At 58.8% G+C, this 16,388-nt stretch carries 17 protein-coding genes and 1 riboswitch; of the genes, 12 read left to right on the forward strand and 5 right to left on the reverse strand.

What is annotated here, in order from left to right; all coding sequences use genetic code 11:
• Positions 1-2 precede the first annotated feature (2 nt).
• From bioB to bioD, 4 genes are read left to right on the forward strand one after another with little or no spacing between them, the layout of a single operon-like run.
• The gene (bioB, locus tag F3J39_RS01665; protein WP_071669001.1) at positions 3-1,034 is read left to right on the forward strand and encodes a biotin synthase BioB; all 1,032 of its coding nucleotides are present in this window, start codon (positions 3-5) and stop codon (positions 1,032-1,034) included.
• The gene (gene bioF, locus F3J39_RS01670; RefSeq protein WP_104084678.1) at positions 1,035-2,183 is read left to right on the forward strand and encodes an 8-amino-7-oxononanoate synthase; all 1,149 of its coding nucleotides are present in this window, start codon (positions 1,035-1,037) and stop codon (positions 2,181-2,183) included.
• Positions 2,167-2,922, forward strand: a complete 756-nt coding sequence (bioC, locus tag F3J39_RS01675; RefSeq protein ID WP_108569707.1) for a malonyl-ACP O-methyltransferase BioC — start codon at positions 2,167-2,169, stop codon at positions 2,920-2,922. Before bioF ends, bioC begins: the two co-directional genes overlap by 17 nt.
• Positions 2,919-3,587, forward strand: a complete 669-nt coding sequence (bioD, locus tag F3J39_RS01680; RefSeq protein WP_071669003.1) for a dethiobiotin synthase — start codon at positions 2,919-2,921, stop codon at positions 3,585-3,587. Before bioC ends, bioD begins: the two co-directional genes overlap by 4 nt.
• A gap of 22 nt (positions 3,588-3,609) precedes the next feature.
• Here the strand turns inward: bioD and F3J39_RS01685 are convergent, their stop codons facing one another.
• Positions 3,610-4,326, reverse strand: coding sequence for an ABC transporter ATP-binding protein (locus tag F3J39_RS01685; RefSeq protein WP_094112315.1), 717 nt, complete (start codon positions 4,324-4,326; stop codon positions 3,610-3,612).
• An 898-nt stretch (positions 4,327-5,224) separates the two neighbouring features.
• Between F3J39_RS01685 and uvrB the strand changes: the two genes are divergently transcribed.
• Positions 5,225-7,246, forward strand: a complete 2,022-nt coding sequence (gene uvrB, locus F3J39_RS01690; protein WP_039383316.1) for an excinuclease ABC subunit UvrB — start codon at positions 5,225-5,227, stop codon at positions 7,244-7,246.
• A 251-nt stretch (positions 7,247-7,497) separates the two neighbouring features.
• On the opposite strand, the gene yvcK is transcribed toward uvrB, so the two are convergent.
• Entirely contained in the window at positions 7,498-8,400 is a 903-nt protein-coding gene (yvcK, locus tag F3J39_RS01695) for a uridine diphosphate-N-acetylglucosamine-binding protein YvcK (protein WP_039383318.1), read from the reverse strand.
• A 190-nt stretch (positions 8,401-8,590) separates the two neighbouring features.
• Positions 8,591-8,725, forward strand: a riboswitch (molybdenum cofactor riboswitch).
• Here yvcK and moaA point away from each other — a divergent pair.
• From moaA to F3J39_RS01730, 7 genes are all read left to right on the forward strand, one after another.
• Complete coding sequence (gene moaA, locus F3J39_RS01700; RefSeq protein WP_039383320.1) at positions 8,715-9,701, forward strand: GTP 3',8-cyclase MoaA; 987 nt, start codon at positions 8,715-8,717, stop codon at positions 9,699-9,701. Its footprint overlaps the riboswitch before it by 11 nt.
• Positions 9,702-9,718: 17 nt before the next feature.
• Positions 9,719-10,240 carry a molybdenum cofactor biosynthesis protein B gene (gene moaB, locus F3J39_RS01705; protein WP_039383322.1) on the forward strand — a complete coding sequence of 174 codons (522 nt, stop codon included), beginning with the start codon at positions 9,719-9,721 and terminating at the stop codon, positions 10,238-10,240.
• Positions 10,237-10,722 (forward strand): cyclic pyranopterin monophosphate synthase MoaC, encoded by a 486-nt coding sequence (moaC, locus tag F3J39_RS01710; protein ID WP_039383325.1) that lies wholly within the window; start codon positions 10,237-10,239, stop codon positions 10,720-10,722. The genes moaB and moaC overlap by 4 nt, the downstream gene beginning before the upstream one ends.
• Positions 10,715-10,960 (forward strand): molybdopterin synthase sulfur carrier subunit, encoded by a 246-nt coding sequence (gene moaD, locus F3J39_RS01715; protein ID WP_094112270.1) that lies wholly within the window; start codon positions 10,715-10,717, stop codon positions 10,958-10,960. Before moaC ends, moaD begins: the two co-directional genes overlap by 8 nt.
• Positions 10,961-10,962: 2 nt before the next feature.
• The gene (gene moaE, locus F3J39_RS01720) at positions 10,963-11,415 is read left to right on the forward strand and encodes a molybdopterin synthase catalytic subunit MoaE (protein WP_039383330.1); all 453 of its coding nucleotides are present in this window, start codon (positions 10,963-10,965) and stop codon (positions 11,413-11,415) included.
• A gap of 76 nt (positions 11,416-11,491) precedes the next feature.
• Positions 11,492-12,586 (forward strand): DUF1615 domain-containing protein, encoded by a 1,095-nt coding sequence (locus F3J39_RS01725; RefSeq protein ID WP_104084680.1) that lies wholly within the window; start codon positions 11,492-11,494, stop codon positions 12,584-12,586.
• A gap of 56 nt (positions 12,587-12,642) precedes the next feature.
• Complete coding sequence (locus tag F3J39_RS01730; protein ID WP_039383334.1) at positions 12,643-13,350, forward strand: Bax inhibitor-1/YccA family protein; 708 nt, start codon at positions 12,643-12,645, stop codon at positions 13,348-13,350.
• 66 nt (positions 13,351-13,416) lie between these two features.
• Here F3J39_RS01730 and F3J39_RS01735 read toward each other — a convergent pair whose 3' ends face one another.
• The 3 genes from F3J39_RS01735 to F3J39_RS01745 are packed head-to-tail and all read right to left on the reverse strand — an operon-like array spanning position 13,417 to position 16,384.
• Positions 13,417-14,382 carry a lysylphosphatidylglycerol synthase domain-containing protein gene (locus F3J39_RS01735; RefSeq protein ID WP_104084681.1) on the reverse strand — a complete coding sequence of 322 codons (966 nt, stop codon included), beginning with the start codon at positions 14,380-14,382 and terminating at the stop codon, positions 13,417-13,419.
• Positions 14,382-15,626 (reverse strand): cardiolipin synthase ClsB, encoded by a 1,245-nt coding sequence (clsB, locus tag F3J39_RS01740; protein WP_039383337.1) that lies wholly within the window; start codon positions 15,624-15,626, stop codon positions 14,382-14,384. Before clsB ends, F3J39_RS01735 begins: the two co-directional genes overlap by 1 nt.
• The gene (locus F3J39_RS01745; RefSeq protein WP_104084682.1) at positions 15,623-16,384 is read right to left on the reverse strand and encodes an endonuclease/exonuclease/phosphatase family protein; all 762 of its coding nucleotides are present in this window, start codon (positions 16,382-16,384) and stop codon (positions 15,623-15,625) included. Before F3J39_RS01745 ends, clsB begins: the two co-directional genes overlap by 4 nt.
• Positions 16,385-16,388: the final 4 nt, after the last annotated feature.

Consider the following 16,388-nt stretch of genomic DNA (forward strand, 5'->3'; position numbering starts at 1 on the left):
TAATGGCTAACCGCTGGACACTGGCCCAGGCCCAGGCCCTGTTTGATAAACCTTTTCTGGAACTGATGTTTGAGGCGCAGCAGGTGCATCGCCAGCATTTTGACCCACGTCAGGTACAGGTCAGCACGCTGCTGTCGATTAAAACCGGCGCCTGCCCGGAAGATTGTAAATATTGCCCGCAGAGCGCGCGCTACAAAACCGGACTGGAGTCAGAACGGCTGATGGAGGTGGAGGCGGTGCTCGCCTCGGCGCGTAAAGCTAAAGCGGCCGGCTCCAGCCGTTTCTGCATGGGCGCCGCATGGAAAAACCCGCACGAGCGCGATATGCCTTATCTGGAGCAGATGGTGCAGGGCGTGAAAGCGCTCGGCATGGAAACCTGCATGACGCTGGGGACGCTGGAACAAAACCAGGCGCAGCGTCTGGCAGAGGCCGGACTCGATTTCTACAACCATAACCTGGATACCTCACCGGAATTTTACGGCAGCGTCATCACGACCCGTACCTACCAGGAGCGTCTCGATACGCTGGATAAAGTGCGTGGGGCCGGTATCAAGGTCTGCTCCGGCGGCATTGTCGGTCTGGGTGAAACGGTGACGGATCGCGCCGGACTGCTGGTACAGCTGGCAAACCTGCCGGTGCCGCCAGAGAGCGTGCCGATCAACATGCTGGTAAAAGTCAAAGGCACGCCGATGGCGGATAACGCTGACGTGGAGCCGTTTGATTTTATCCGCACTATCGCCGTAGCGCGCATCATGATGCCCTCTTCGCACGTGCGTCTCTCAGCGGGGCGTGAGCAGATGAGCGAGCAGACGCAGGCGATGTGTTTTATGGCGGGCGCTAACTCTATTTTCTATGGCTGCAAACTGCTGACCACGCCCAATCCGGAGGAGGATAAAGATCTGATCCTGTTCCGCAAGCTGGGGCTGAATCCGGAACATACCACAACCGCGAGCGGGGATAACGCACAGCAGCATCAGCTGCAGGCGCAGCTGGCTGAGGCCGACACGCCGCAGTTTTACAACGCGGCGGTGTAAATGTGGGCTGAACGTATTACCGGGGCGCTGCAGGCGCGCCGGGACGCGGATGGCTGGCGCTACCGGCGCTGTGTTGAGCAGAACAGCGTGCGGGAAATCACGCTGGACGGTCAGCGCTATCGCCACTTCTCCGGTAACGACTATCTCGGGCTGAGCCAGCATCCGGCGGTGATTGCGGCCTGGCAGCAGGGTGCGGCGCAGGCGGGAGCCGGGGCAGGGGCGTCCGCGTATGTGACCGGCTATAGCCGTTATCACGCAGAGCTGGAGCAGCAGCTGGCAGGCTGGCTCGGCTATTCACGTGCGCTGCTGTTTATCTCCGGCTTTGCCGCTAATCAGGCGATTGTGCATCTGCTGGCGCAGAAGCAGGACCGCATCGTGGCGGACAAACTGGCGCACGCGTCGCTGCTGGATGCTGCCAGTCACAGCCCGGCCACGCTGCGGCGTTTTGCGCATAATCAGCCGGCAAGTCTGCAAAAGCTGCTGGCGCAGCCGGGGGCGGGCGCCACGCTGGTGGTCACCGAAGGCGTTTTCAGTATGGATGGTGACAGCGCACCGCTGGCAGAGATTGCTGCGGCGACCCGGGCTGCGGACGGCTGGCTGCTGGTCGATGACGCGCACGGCATTGGCGTGAGCGGTGAACAGGGGCGCGGCAGCTGCTGGCAGCAGCAGGTGAAACCTGAGCTGCTGGTGGTGACGTTTGGCAAAGGCTTTGGCGTCAGCGGCGCAGCGCTGCTGTGCGATGATGCGACCGCCGATTACGTTGAACAGTTCTCGCGCCACCTTATTTACTCTACCGCCATGCCGCCGGCGCAGTGCTGCGCGCTGCTGGCGGCGCTGCAGCAGGTGCAGCAGGGCGATGCGCTGCGGGCACGACTGCGGGCCAATATCAGCCGCTTTCGCGCCGGCGCAGCGCAGCTGCCGTGGAGCCTTCCCGCCTCAGAGAGTGCCATTCAGCCGCTGATTGTGGGGGAGAACGCGGCCGCGCTGGCGCTCTCGCAGCGGCTGGCGCAGGCGGGATGCTGGGTCAGCGCCATCCGCCCGCCTACCGTGCCGCCCGGTACGGCCCGGCTGCGCATTACCCTTACGGCGGCGCATGAGCCGGAAGATATCGACGCGCTGCTGGAGGCGCTGTATGACGCTGCAGGTTAACAAGCAGGCGGTGGCGCAGGCGTTTGGACGCGCCGCGCCACACTATGAGCAGCACGCCGCGCTGCAGCGCCTGAGCGGCGATGCGCTGCTGGCCTGTGCGCCAGCCGGATTTGGTCCGCACCTGCTCGATGCCGGCTGCGGCACCGGCTGGTACAGCCGGTACTGGCGCGATCGCGACCGTCGGGTAACCGCGCTCGATCTCTCTTTGCCGATGCTGGACGCCGCGCGCGCCCAGCGATCGGCACACCATTATCTGCAGGGCGATATCGACCGGCTGCCGCTGGCTGACGGCAGCGTGGATGGCGTCTGGAGCAACCTGGCGGTGCAGTGGAGCAGCGATCTGAGCGTGGCTCTGCAGCAATTTTATCGCGTGCTGCGGCCCGGCGGCACCGCGCTTTTTTCCACGCTGCTGGCGGGATCGCTGCCGGAGGTGGATCGCGCATGGGCAGCGATAGATTCCCGTCGTCACGCCAACCGCTTTCTTCAGGCCGGTGAGGTTGCCGCTGCCGCGCGGGCCCAGCCGCTGCGCAGCACGCAGCAGATCGTTACGCTTCACTTTCCGGATGCGCTGAGTGCGATGCGCTCGCTGAAGGGAATTGGCGCGACCCACCTGCACGGCGGACGCAGCAACAGCGTACTGACGCGTCAGCAGCTGGCGCAGCTTGAGCGGCACTGGCCGCAGGATGAACAGGGCTATCGCCTCACTTATCACCTGATGTATGGAGTTTTGCAAAAATGAAACGCTGGTTTATCACCGGAACCGACACCGAAGTGGGAAAAACAGTTGCCAGCGGCGCGCTGCTGCAGGCGGCCAGCGCGGCCGGGCTGCGTACGGCAGGGTATAAACCGGTAGCGTCGGGCTGTGAGATGACGGCGGAGGGCGTGCGCAACAGCGATGCGTTGGCGCTGCAGCGCTACAGCAGCGTGCCGCTGCGCTATGAGCAGGTTAACCCGCTGGCATTTATGGAACCGACCTCACCGCATATCGTGAGCGCAGAAGAGGGCAGGCCGATCGACTTTGCACAGCTCTCGGCGGGTCTGCGCAGCGTGGAAGCGCAGGCTGAATGGCTGCTGGTTGAGGGGGCGGGCGGCTGGTTTACGCCGCTTTCTGAGACGCAGACCTATGCGGACTGGGTCATCGCAGAGCAGCTGCCGGTGATCCTGGTGGTGGGCGTAAAGCTGGGCTGTATTAATCACGCCATGCTGACCGCTGCGGCGATCAAGGCAGCCGGCTTACCACTGGCAGGCTGGATCGCAAACGATATTCAGCCGCCGGGCAAGCGGCATCGTGAATATATTGCGTCGCTGCGCCAGCGCATCGACGCGCCGTTTCTGGGCGAAATCCCCTGGCTGGCATCCGGGACGGAGCAGGCGACCTGCGGACGCTACCTGACGCTGCCCTGAGCGATAAGCATCCCTTAAGACATCAGGCCGGCGTCAGCCATTTGTTCACGGTAAGATCGTCCAGCTGCGCAACGCGCCCCTGCGCCACATTACGTCCGCGGTGCAGCAGCAGAAAGTAGTCGGCGACGCGGCGTATAAACGAGACGTGCTGCTCCAGCAGCAGGATGGTCAGGCCATACTCCCGGTTGAGCCGCCGGATCAGGTTGCCCGTCTCCTCCTCCAGCCACGGCGACATCGTACCGGAAGGCTCATCGAGGATCAGCAGGCGCGGTTTCAGTACCAGCGCGCGCGCCAGTGCCAGCTGCTGCTGCAGATTAACCGGCAGCTCACCGCTGCGCTGATGGCGCAGTGAATAGAGCGCGGGAAACAGCTCAAACACCATCTCCGGAATGGCGCGGTTGCGCTCATCTTCAGCCGCCAGCAGGGCGATCAGCAGATTGTCCTCAACGCTCATCTGCGTAAAGATATGGCGCTTTTGCGGCACATATCCGATGCCCATCCGCGCCCGCTGCACGGCGGGCTGCAGCAGCAGGTTCTCCGGCGGATAGCCCGCCTCCTGCCAGCAGATAGAGCCGCTGTTGACCGGCAGATGGCCCATAATGCAGTTTACCAGCGTGGTTTTCCCCATCCCCGGACTGCCCAGCACGCCGGTGCAGGATCCCGGAGGCAGATCAAGATCGACATCCCACAGAATCTGATTCTGGCCATAAAACTGATTCACCGAACGTAAACTCAGCATCTGATCTTCTCCTTACAGATAGTTAGCCTGAATGCACCCGCTCTGTGTCGTCTGGCATGCAGTGACAGATTAAGTAACGCGGTGGTATCAGACATCAGGGCATCCCTGTTAAACCTGAATGTTCTGCCGCTGCTAAAAAGATGCAAGCAACGGGCCAGAGTGACAATCCTGCACTTCTGGCGTTAATAAATGTCCATCATCGCGCCTTAAACATCAGGAAATCTTAACTGTGAAAAGGGGTGATTAAGCTGCTGCACTTTGACGGTGCTGATTACTAAGCTTTTCTGGTGCATCTGTTCATTAATAAGGCAGCGGGCCAGCGCAGGAAAACAGCGCAGCCCAGGCGTGGCGGCGCTGTGGAATCAAAAAAGAATAGTTAATTGCGCCAGCCCTGCTGGAAAAATAATCATAAAAAAAATTTTTTTGTTAGCGCAGAAGAGGGCGGGATTTTTTATACACAGCCTGCGGGCTCGGGGCTGGCTTCACTTATCCACTATTCCTGTGGATAACCTTGTGCATTAGCGACTGAAAACCGGGCGCAAGCGAGGAAATACGCGGCCTGGATACATTATGCTGCGAAACTGGGCTTTTGGTCTATTTTCATTAAATTCAGTATGTTATCTAAAAGCAAGCCTGTAAAACTCCGGCTGAAGTTTACCGCTGCATTTTAATGACGTTCTCTTGACAATTGTTAAAAGCCCGGCCCGCCTGGGGATAACCTGGCGCGACATATTTTAGCCAGCTGCCGCTTTAGTGCCTCTGAAGCGGCGCCACGGGCAGCAGGACCATCGTGACGTTTATCTGTAAATATATCCAGTGTTTTTTTCTGGCAAAATCGCCATAGCAGAGTAGAATTATCAGCCTGCCAGCCCTTTTCTTCAGCAGGAATTCTGAAATCATGAGCAAAGTCTTTAAACTCAACTCCGCCTTTAAGCCTTCAGGCGATCAGCCTGAAGCGATCCGCCGTCTGGAGGAGGGGCTGGAAGATGGCCTTGCGCATCAGACCCTGCTCGGCGTAACGGGATCGGGCAAAACCTTTACCGTTGCCAATGTGATTGCCGATCTCAACCGGCCGACGATGGTGCTGGCGCCTAACAAAACGCTGGCGGCGCAGCTCTATGGGGAGATGAAAGAGTTTTTCCCGGACAACGCGGTAGAATTTTTCGTCTCTTACTATGACTACTATCAGCCTGAAGCCTATGTGCCGAGTTCTGACACCTTTATCGAAAAAGATGCGGCGGTGAACGAGCACATTGAGCAGATGCGCCTCTCCGCCACCAAAGCGATGCTGGAACGACGCGATGTCATCGTGGTCGCGTCGGTCTCGGCAATTTATGGTCTGGGCGATCCCGATCTCTATCTGAAAATGATGCTGCATCTGACGCGCGGTATGATCATCGATCAGCGCAGTATCTTACGGCGTCTGGCTGAGCTGCAGTATGCGCGTAACGATCAGGCGTTTCAGCGCGGTACGTTCCGCGTGCGCGGGGAGGTGATCGATATCTTCCCGGCGGAGTCCGACGATATGGCTCTGCGGGTGGAGCTGTTTGATGAAGAGGTTGAGCGGCTCTCACTATTTGATCCGCTTACCGGACAAATTGAGTCAGTGATCCCGCGCTTTACCATCTATCCCAAAACGCACTACGTTACGCCGCGCGAGCGCATCCTGCAGGCGATGGAAGAGATCAAAGATGAGCTGGCCCTGCGCCGTAAGGTGCTGCTGGAAAATAACAAGCTGCTGGAAGAGCAGCGCATTACGCAGCGCACCCAGTTTGACCTGGAGATGATGAACGAGCTGGGTTACTGCTCGGGGATTGAGAACTACTCGCGCTATCTCTCGGGACGCGGACCGGGTGAAGCGCCGCCGACCCTGTTTGACTATCTGCCGGCCGATGGTCTGCTGGTGGTGGATGAGTCGCACGTTACTATTCCGCAGATTGGCGGCATGTATCGCGGCGACCGCGCGCGTAAAGAGACGCTGGTGGAGTACGGCTTCCGCCTGCCGTCCGCGCTGGACAACCGTCCGCTTCGGTTTGAAGAGTTTGAGGCGCTGGCCCCGCAGACCATTTATGTCTCCGCCACGCCGGGTAAATATGAGCTGGAAAAATCGGGCACGGAAGTGATCGATCAGGTAGTGCGTCCGACAGGTCTGCTCGATCCCATTCTTGAGGTGCGCCCGGTCGGCACACAGGTGGATGATCTGCTCTCTGAAATCCGCAAACGCGTGGAGATCAACGAACGCGTGCTGGTGACGACGCTGACCAAGCGTATGGCTGAAGACCTCACTGAATATCTTGAAGAGCATGGTGAGAAGGTGCGCTATCTGCACTCTGATATCGATACCGTTGAGCGCATGGAGATTATTCGCGACCTGCGCCTGGGCGAGTTTGACGTGCTGGTAGGGATTAACCTGCTGCGTGAGGGACTTGATATGCCGGAGGTCTCCCTGGTGGCGATTCTCGACGCCGACAAAGAGGGCTTCCTGCGTTCAGAACGCTCCCTGATCCAGACGATTGGTCGTGCAGCGCGTAACGTGAACGGCAAAGCGATTCTTTATGCTGATAAAATCACGCCCTCTATGGCACGCGCGATTGAAGAGACAGAGCGACGTCGCGAGAAGCAGGAGCGCTACAACACCGAGCACGGCATTGTGCCGCAGGGGCTGAATAAGAAGATCACGGATATTCTTGAGCTGGGCAAAAACGTGGTGAAAACGCGCGGCAAAGGCAAAACGGCCACGCGCACGGCAGCAGAGAATGATGCTGATTACCTGGCGCTTACGCCACAGGCGATGCAGAAGAAAATTCACGAACTGGAAGCGCAGATGCAGCAGCATGCGCAAAACCTGGAGTTTGAAGAAGCCGCCAGCCTGCGCGACCGGCTGCATGAGCTGCGCGAACTGTTTATTGCCGCCTCATAACCACCAACCCGTGCCGCATTCCGCAGGAGCCGCATTACACAGCGGCCGCATTCCGTAGAGGGCCGCATTCATGCGGCCCTGGCGTATTCATTCACCACCGGATTTGTACGCAACCAGGGCGCCATGAATGGCGCCCCTACGTTTATTCCGCGAATTCATACGCGACCAGGGCGCCATAAATGGCGCCCCTACACCAATATCTGTAGGGGCCGCATTTATGCGGCCCTGGCGTATTTATACGGCTGGCGGCTTTAAAGCGCCTGGATGGCGTGCTCCAGCGCCAGGCGCAGAAGCTGTCGATCGTGGCGATAACGGATATCTTCAGCTTCCAGCGGCTCCTGCACAATAATGCGCTGCGCCAGACCCTGCGTGTCGGCAGTCGGGCTGATCACTACGGCATCAATAACCCGTTTACCAATCGCCTGCTCCATAATGGCCAGCTTATCTGCCACGCTAAGACGGGCGGCTGCCGGGCTAAGCTCGCGGCCAAGATTGCCAATAAATACCATCGTAGCGGGCGTACGCCGCAGCGCGCGCGCCATCTCTTCCATCAGCAAAATCGGCATCAGGCTGGTATAGAAACTGCCCGGGCCAATCAGGATCAGATCGGCTTCAGCCACGGCGTCCAGCGCTTCGCGGGTGGGATTAACCGCCGGATGCAGCATCAGCGCCTGAGGCGCCTGACGCATCTCATCAATCGCGGTTTCGCCATACACCATGTTGCCTTCTGCATCCTGCGCGACCAGATCAACCGGCTGCTCTGACATCGGGATGAGAAACGCATCAACCTTGAGCAGATTGCGGATAATGTTAATCGCTTCCAGCGGACGCACGCTGAGATGATCCAGCGCTTTCAGGATCAGGTTGCCAAGATTGTGGCCCGCCAGTTCGCCGTTACCGGCAAAACGGTATTCAAACATCGCGGAAGCGACGCTGGGCTCGGTGATCAGCTGATTAAGACAGTTGCGCATGTCTCCCCAGGCGATCCCCCCCTCTGAACGGCGGATACGTCCGGTGGAGCCGCCATTGTCCGTGGTGGTCACTATACCGGTGAGTCGCGAGCCCAGCGGCGCCAGCGCTGACATGACGCGGCCCAGGCCGTGTCCGCCGCCCAGTGCCACCACGCGATCTAAATCTGCCAGCGTTCGATTCATGCTGCTCCTTATCGGTCCACTGCGCTGAAAGCCAATTCTTTGCTGCCGGGGGCAGCGTCATGTGGCGCAGTTTAGCCTATTCTGCTGCGATAATGCCGCGAAAAATCGTTATATATCATGTTATACAACGCACGCAGTGACTGGCTGACTGACGCAAAGCGCGCTACCATCCAGAGACCGCGTTGTCCTCAATGACAACAAACTCCCAAGCCTTGCGCGCCTAAGTCAAATGATAGGGCCGCCTGGCCGCAGCGTCATGCTGCCAGGGTGCAGAAAGAAATGCCTGCATCTCCCGACTTTGGAAAGGTGTTAAGGTGCCACAATTTACAGATGCCTGGGCGCGCAGCTTCTACTATTTGCGCCTGTCGATCACGGATGTATGTAATTTCCGTTGTACTTACTGTCTGCCGGACGGCTACAAGCCTGGCAGTACCCGCAACAAAAGCTTTCTCTCGCTGGATGAGATCCGCCGGGTGACCCGCGCCTTTACCGCCGCGGGAACGGAGAAGATCCGGCTTACCGGCGGTGAACCCTCGATGCGTCGCGATTTTACCGACATCATCGCTGCCGTGCGTGAAAACGCCGCGCTGCGACAGATTGCGGTGACCACCAACGGCTATCGCATGGCGCGTGACGTACAGTCATGGCGCGATGCAGGGCTGACGCACATTAACGTCAGCGTGGACAGCCTGGATGCGCGGCAGTTTCATGCCATCACCGGGCAGAACAAATTTGCTGAGGTTATGGCCGGTATCGACGCCGCGTTTGACGCCGGATTCGAAAAAGTCAAAGTTAACAGCGTGCTGATGCGTGATGTTAACAGCCAGAGTCTGGATACGTTTCTGGCCTGGATCCGCACGCGTCCGATTCAGCTGCGTTTTATTGAGCTGATGGAAACCGGTGAAGGGGGCGATCTGTTCCGGCGTCACCATATCTCCGGTGAGGTGATCCGCGACCGGCTGATCGTGCAGGGCTGGCAGCGGCAGCCGCGCGGCCGCAGCGACGGGCCGGCACAGGTATTTCGTCATCCCGACTATCAGGGTGAGGTCGGCCTGATTATGCCTTATGAAAAAGATTTCTGCGCCAGCTGCAACCGGCTGCGCGTCTCGGCCACCGGTAAACTGCACCTGTGCCTGTTTGGCGACGGTGGGGTAGAGCTGCGCGATCTGCTCGCCTCCGATGCACAGCAGGACGAGCTGCAGGCGCGTATCGCCCATAGTCTTGGCCAGAAAAAGCAGACCCACTTTCTGCATCAGGGCCAGACCGGTATTACGCAAAATCTCTCTTTCATTGGTGGCTAAACACAGGAGTTACAGCCATGGCTAAACCAACCGGCGAGTTTACCGCTCTGACTGCCGCGGTGCTGACCATATCCGACAGCCGCGATGCGGCGAGTGACACCTCAGGAGACTATCTGCGTGAGGCGCTGGCGGACGCGGGGCATCAGGTGGTGGATCACGCTATTCTGCCTGACAATCGCTACCGCATTCGCGCCACGGTATCGCGCTGGATCGCCAGCGACGATATCCAGGTGGTGATTGTGAACGGCGGCACCGGCTTTAACAGCAAAAACAGTACGCCGGAAGCGCTGCTGCCGCTGTTTGACCGCGAAATTGACGGCTTTGGCGAACTGTTCCGTATGTTCTCGTATGAAGATATCGGCAGCGCAACGCTGCAGTCGCGTGCCGTTGCCGGCCTCGCCAATCAGACCCTGATTTTTGCCCTGCCAGGCTCCACCAGCGCCTGCCGCTGCGGCTGGGAACGTATCATCGCCGATCAGCTGGATGCGCGCACCCGGCCCTGTAATTTTGTCTCTCATCTGAAGAAAGTCACTGTATGAATCAGTTAACGCATATTAACGCCGCTGGCGAAGCCCACATGGTTGATGTCTCCGGCAAAAATGAAACCGTGCGCGAAGCGCAGGCGGAGGCGCTGGTTTTGATGTCACCTGCCACGCTGCAGATGATCATGGAAGGCAGCCATCATAAAGGCGATGTCTTTGCCACGGCCCGTATCGCCGGCATTCAGGCGGCAAAGCGCACCTGGGAGCTGATACCGCTCTGTCATCCGCTGATGCTGAGTAAAGTGGAAGTGACGCTGGAAGCGGAACCGGCGCAGAGCCGGGTACGCGTCACCGCGCGCTGCCGCCTGACCGGTAAAACCGGAGTGGAGATGGAGGCGCTGACGGCCGCTTCCGTGGCGGCGCTGACCATCTACGACATGTGCAAAGCGGTGCAGAAAGATATCGTGATTGACCAGCTGCGCCTGCTGAGCAAAAGCGGCGGGAAGTCAGGTGACTTCAGGGCGGTCAGCCATGATTAAAGTCCTGTTTTTTGCCCAGGTGCGTGAGCTGACCGGCACCAGCGAGCTGACGCTGCCGGAAGCCTATCCTGACGTGGCGGCACTGCGTGCTGCACTGGCGCAGCGCAGCGACCGCTGGGCGCTGGCGCTGGAATCGGGCAGGCTGCTGGCCGCAGTCAATCAGACGCTGGTCCCCATGACGCATCCGCTGCAGGCGGGTGATGAAGTGGCGTTTTTCCCGCCGGTCACCGGAGGTTAACCATGACAACCCGTATTCGCGTTGGCCCCGAGCCGTTTGATACCGGTGCTGAATACCGGCTGCTGGCCGCAGACGATCGGGATGGCGCTATCGTTACCTTCACCGGTAAAGTGCGCAATCATAACCTCGGCGCCGACGTAGCGGCGCTGACGCTGGAGCACTATCCGGGTATGACGGAAAAAGCGCTGGCGGAAATCGCTGAGGCTGCCCGGCAGCGCTGGCCATTGCAGCAGATAACAGTGATCCATCGCGTGGGTGAACTCTTTCCCGGTGATGAGATAGTGCTGGTGGGCGTCAGCAGCGCACACCGCGGCAGCGCATTCGCAGCCGCAGAATTTATTATGGATTATCTTAAAACCCGTGCGCCGTTCTGGAAGCGCGAAGCCACCCCGGAGGGGGATCGCTGGGTGGATGCGCGTGACAGCGACCATCAGGCAGCGGCGCGCTGGGAGTAATAACGGACAGGGCGGGGGCCGGGAGCCTCGCGCCCGCAACGTGCCTGAAGCACGCATTTTTTTATCAGGGAGCAGGATGAAACCAACCTTCTTACGCCGCGGCGCGCTTCTGCTGACCGCGCTGATCGTGGCCGGCTGCAGCAGTAAAAAAGAGCCGCAGGCGCCGGCGCGCCAGCCCGCAGATGTTAAAGCGCAGATTGAGCAGCTGCTGCCCGGGTACGTGACGCAAAAATCAGCCTGGGCTGATGACATCTATACCGCTTTCCGTGTCCAGCAGCTCGATACGAGCGCCAGCAATCTGTGCGCGGTGATCGCCGTCGCCGGGCAGGAGTCAAATTTCAGCGCCGATGCTGCGGTGCCCGGGCTGCCAAAAATTGCCTGGGGGGAGATTGACCGGCGCGCGGCAAAGCTGCACATTCCGGCATTTCTGGTGCGGACTGCGCTGCTGATCAAATCCTCCAATGGTGAAAGCTACGCCGCGCGGCTGGACAAGGTGCGCAGTGAAAAGGAGCTGAGCGCCATTTTTGATGATTTTATCGATATGGTGCCGATGGGGCAGACGCTGTTTGGCAGGCTGAACCCGGTACACACCGGCGGGCCGATGCAGGTAAGCGTTGCCTTTGCCGAGGCGCATGCGCAGGGCTACCCGTATGCCATCGATGGTTCGATCCGGCGCGAGGTGTTCAGCCGGCGCGGAGGGATCTGGTTCGGCACGAAGCATCTGCTGGGCTATCCGGCAGACTATAGTCAGCCGCTCTATCGCTTTGCCGACTTTAACGCAGGCTGGTATGCCAGCCGCAACGCGGCGTTTCAGGCCGCGATTGCGCGCGCCAGTGGGATCCGCCTCGCGCTGGATGGCGACCTGATCAATTATGGCAGCGAGCAGGCGGGCTCGACTGAGCTGGCGGTGCGTACGCTGGGCAAACGCCTCGATATGAGCGACCGGGAAATTCGCCGCGATCTGGAAAAAGGGGATACGGCGGACTTCAGCAATACAACCTTGTGGAAACAGACCTTTATTCTGGCGGATAAAATGGCGGGCAAGCGGGTGCCGCGTGAGATGCTGCCGGGGATCAAACTGGAGAGCCCGAAAATTACCCGTAATCTCACCACCGCGTGGTTTGCCCAGCGGGTTAACAGCCGATATCAGCAGTGTATGACGCGCCGTTGAGGCGGCATGGTATACACTTCACTCTGACCCTGTAATTTCTATTTGAGAGGTGCATCATGGATCGATATCCACGTAATGATTCGTTTGTGCAGCCGGCGTCGGCCGGGCTGCAGGCCTATATGGCTCAGGTGTACGGCTGGATGACCTGCGGCCTGCTGCTCACCGCGTTTGTCTCCTGGTTTGCCGCGCGTACGCCTGCGGTCATGGAGTTGGTGTTCGCTAACCGCATTACCTTCTTTGGCCTGATCATCGCACAGCTGGCGCTGGTCTTTGTGCTGTCGGGTCTGGTCCAGCGTATGAGCGGGGCCGTGGCGACGGCGCTATTTATGCTCTATTCGGCGCTGACCGGCCTGACCATGGCGAGTATTTTTCTGGTTTACACCTACTCGTCTATCGCCAGCACCTTTTTTGTTACCGCCGGAATGTTTGGGGCGATGAGCTTTTACGGCTACACCACCAAACGCGATCTGAGCCGTATCGGCAGCCTGCTGTTTATGGCGCTGATTGGTATCGTGCTGGCGTCGCTGGTGAACTTCTGGCTGAAAAGCCCGGCGCTTATGTGGGCTATTACCTATATCGGCGTGGTGGTGTTTGTGGGGCTGACCGCCTATGACACGCAGAAACTGAAAGCGGTGGGTGAAAATATTGACGCCCGCGATAGCGAAAACCTGCGTCGCTACTCCATTATGGGGGCGCTGACGCTCTACCTCGACTTTATCAATCTGTTTTTGATGCTGCTGCGGATTTTCGGCAACCGCCGCTAAGACGCCGGCTTTATCTTTACCGGGGGCGCAGCGATGCGCCCCCGTTTTTTATCCTTCCAGCTGCGGTTACTGCTCTGCCATTTTCTGCTGATTTTTGTGTCGCAGATGCTTCGCCCGGCTCTCCAGCCAGAGATACAGCACCAGCGCCAGCAGCAGCGGCAGAATGAAGTAGAGAACACGGTAGGCAAGCAGCGCGGCGATAATTTCACCGTGTGAGGCGTGCTGTCCGCTCAGCAGCGCCAGAAACACCGCTTCCAGCACGCCGATACCCGCCGGAATATGAATAATGACGCCGGCAATACTGCTGATCAGCAGCACGCCCAGTACGATGGGATAGTCCACTTCACGCATCAGCAGCAGCCAGATAATGGTGCCCATCACCATCCAGTTTGCGCAGGAGACGGCAAACTGGAACAGCGCCATACGCAGTGAAGGCAGCTGCAGCCGCTGGCCCTTCACCGTCCACTGCCGCTTTTTCGCAAAGGCGCAGGCCCAGAGATAGACTGCCGTCAGCAGCAGCAGTGCACCACCGATGATACGCAGCGTGCCTTCACCAATAAACCAGCGCGGCGGAATCGGCACCATGCCGGAGACAAACACCACGCCGCCCAGCAAAATATAGCCAAGCCAGTTAGTGGCAATGCTCAGTGAAAAAATGCGGGTAATGGTGCTGCCTGAAAGGCCCAGGCGTGAATAGAGGCGGTAGCGCATGGCGACGCCGCCCACCCAGGTGCTGAGCGTCAGATTAAAGGCGTAGCAGATAAACGACACCAGCATCACCTGCCGCTTCGATAGCTTATGGCCGCAGTAGACCCGGCCAATCAGATCGTATAAGCCGTAGGTAATATAACTGACAATCACCAGCCCGGCGGCACCCAGCACCACATAGCGGTTGTAGCCGGTGATAACCTTGTAGACATCTTCCCAGTTGACTTTGCGCGCGTAGACCACCAGCAGAACAACGACGGCAATAAAAAAGAGCCACGTGAGAATTTTTTTCGCCAGCCGCCACTTCGGATTCTTTTTGCTCATCAGGATTTCGCTCCTTCATTATTGGCTTCCACCCGATCCTGCGTCTCCATCTCAGGCTGAACCGGAGGCGAGACCTGGGATAGCTGAGGCGTATGCGCAGGCAGCCAGCCAGCAATGGCCGGGAAGTGGCGCAGAAAGTGGAAGACAATGACGCCTTTGGTTAACTGCCACCAGTTACGCGGCGGCAGTTTGTCATCCTGGACGCGCACGCAGTCGTGCTGAATCAGGCCTTCCAGATTATCGCGCAGCGTCTGGTTGAATGCGCGGTCGTGAATGATCAGGTTAGCTTCAAGATTAAGCGACAGGCTCAGCGGATCGAGGTTACTGGAGCCGACGGTGGTCCAGTGCTGATCCTGTACCGCGACCTTGCCATGCAGTGGCCGGCGGCAATACTCATAGACCTCCACGCCGCCATCCACCAGATAGTTATAGAGCAGCTCGGCTCCTACTTTCACAATCGGCATATCGGGCTCACCCTGCACAATCAGCCGCACGCGCACGCCGCGCCGGGCAGCGTTGCGCATCTCGCGCAGCAGGCGATAGCCAGGGAAGAAGTAGGCATTAGCGATAATCACGTCGCGTTTCGCTTTGCGCAGCATATCCAGATAGTGCTGCTCAATGTCGTCGCGGTGTTCATTGTTGTCGCGATAAACAAACAGCACCTGAGCGCTGCCGGGCTGGGCATTAACGGCCACATGTCTTGACGGTTTTCCCCACCAGCGGCGGGTGATCTGATCGCTGCCCATCGCCATCTGGACAAAGCGGGCGATATCGATCACCACCGGCCCCTTTACCTCCACGGCATAATCCTGTTTCGCTTCCGGACCGTAATCGGTGTTGTGCTCAGCCGAGAAATTGATGCCGCCGACAAAGGCGATCTGCTCATCGATCACCACGATTTTACGGTGCAGACGGCGAAAAAGATTGGTACGCATCCCCATGACCAGCGGGCGCGGATCGTAGTAGATAAACCGAACGCCCGCCTCCGTAAGGGTATTAACAAACTCATCAGAGAGATCGGGAGAGCCATAGCCATCTACCATGACTTCGACCTTCACGCCGCGCTGTGCCGCCGCCAGCAGGTCACGGTGCAGCGCCTTACCTACGTTATCTTCAAAGAGAATAAAGGTTTCGAGCAGCAGCGTGCGCTCGGCGCGCTGGATGGCACCCGATACGCGCGGAAAAAACGCTTCGCCATTCTCCAGCAGGCGCAGCTGGTTGCCGTCACGCCAGTTGAAATTCATAGGAATATCTCCACCGCCAGCGGCGCATGATCGGACAGATGAGACCAGGGTTTGACCGGCAGCGCCCAGGGCTGGCTGACGGACGCATTACGAATATAGATACGATCGAGGCGTAAGAGCGGAAAGCGTGCCGGGAACGTGCGCGCCGGCCGGCCATTTTTCAGGCTGAACACCTCTTTCAAACCGGCACCGCGCTGCAGAAAACGGTTAGCGCGCACCTGCCAGTCGTTGAAATCCCCGGCCACGACCAGCGGTGCATCCGCTGGCAGCGCGTTGATCACATCGCACATCATCTTCATCTGCGTCAGCCGATGCTTCTCTTTCAGGCCAAGATGGACGCAAATGACATGCAGCGGCTGCGCCCGGTCGGGCAGCGTAATCTGGCAGTGCAGCATGCCGCGCTTTTCGCTGCCAGCAACAGAAATGTCGCGATTTTGATATTCAGCAATAGGAAAGCGTGACAGTATCGCGTTGCCGTGGTGGCCTTCGGGATAAACCGCGTTGCGGCCATAGGCGAAGTCGTGCCACATGGTGTCAGCCAGATACTCATAATGTGAGTTCTCAGGCCACGCTTCTATCTGTGCGGCATGAATAGCGTGGGTACCCATTACCTCCTGTAAAAAGACGATATCCGCTGATGTGGCGCGTACGGCGTCGCGTAATTCCGGCAGAATAAAACGACGATTAAACGTGGTGAAACCTTTATGGGTATTGATCGTCAGGACTTTAAATGAAAATCCTTGCGTGTTTTGTGGCATACTG

The sequence above is a fragment of the Pantoea sp. Acro-807 genome, assembly GCF_011752675.1.
Lineage (GTDB): Bacteria > Pseudomonadota > Gammaproteobacteria > Enterobacterales > Enterobacteriaceae > Pantoea > Pantoea eucrina.

Coding starts and splice junctions, on each gene's coding strand:
- bioB (WP_071669001.1), top strand. CDS start 3: ATGGCTAACCGCTGGACACTGGCCCAGGCCCAGGCCCTGTTTGATAAA.
- bioF (WP_104084678.1), top strand. CDS start 1,035: ATGTGGGCTGAACGTATTACCGGGGCGCTGCAGGCGCGCCGGGACGCG.
- bioC (WP_108569707.1), top strand. CDS start 2,167: ATGACGCTGCAGGTTAACAAGCAGGCGGTGGCGCAGGCGTTTGGACGC.
- bioD (WP_071669003.1), top strand. CDS start 2,919: ATGAAACGCTGGTTTATCACCGGAACCGACACCGAAGTGGGAAAAACA.
- F3J39_RS01685 (WP_094112315.1), bottom strand. CDS start 4,326: ATGCTGAGTTTACGTTCGGTGAATCAGTTTTATGGCCAGAATCAGATT.
- uvrB (WP_039383316.1), top strand. CDS start 5,225: ATGAGCAAAGTCTTTAAACTCAACTCCGCCTTTAAGCCTTCAGGCGAT.
- yvcK (WP_039383318.1), bottom strand. CDS start 8,400: ATGAATCGAACGCTGGCAGATTTAGATCGCGTGGTGGCACTGGGCGGC.
- moaB (WP_039383322.1), top strand. CDS start 9,719: ATGGCTAAACCAACCGGCGAGTTTACCGCTCTGACTGCCGCGGTGCTG.
- moaC (WP_039383325.1), top strand. CDS start 10,237: ATGAATCAGTTAACGCATATTAACGCCGCTGGCGAAGCCCACATGGTT.
- moaD (WP_094112270.1), top strand. CDS start 10,715: ATGATTAAAGTCCTGTTTTTTGCCCAGGTGCGTGAGCTGACCGGCACC.
- moaE (WP_039383330.1), top strand. CDS start 10,963: ATGACAACCCGTATTCGCGTTGGCCCCGAGCCGTTTGATACCGGTGCT.
- F3J39_RS01725 (WP_104084680.1), top strand. CDS start 11,492: ATGAAACCAACCTTCTTACGCCGCGGCGCGCTTCTGCTGACCGCGCTG.
- F3J39_RS01730 (WP_039383334.1), top strand. CDS start 12,643: ATGGATCGATATCCACGTAATGATTCGTTTGTGCAGCCGGCGTCGGCC.
- F3J39_RS01735 (WP_104084681.1), bottom strand. CDS start 14,382: ATGAGCAAAAAGAATCCGAAGTGGCGGCTGGCGAAAAAAATTCTCACG.
- clsB (WP_039383337.1), bottom strand. CDS start 15,626: ATGAATTTCAACTGGCGTGACGGCAACCAGCTGCGCCTGCTGGAGAAT.
- F3J39_RS01745 (WP_104084682.1), bottom strand. CDS start 16,384: ATGCCACAAAACACGCAAGGATTTTCATTTAAAGTCCTGACGATCAAT.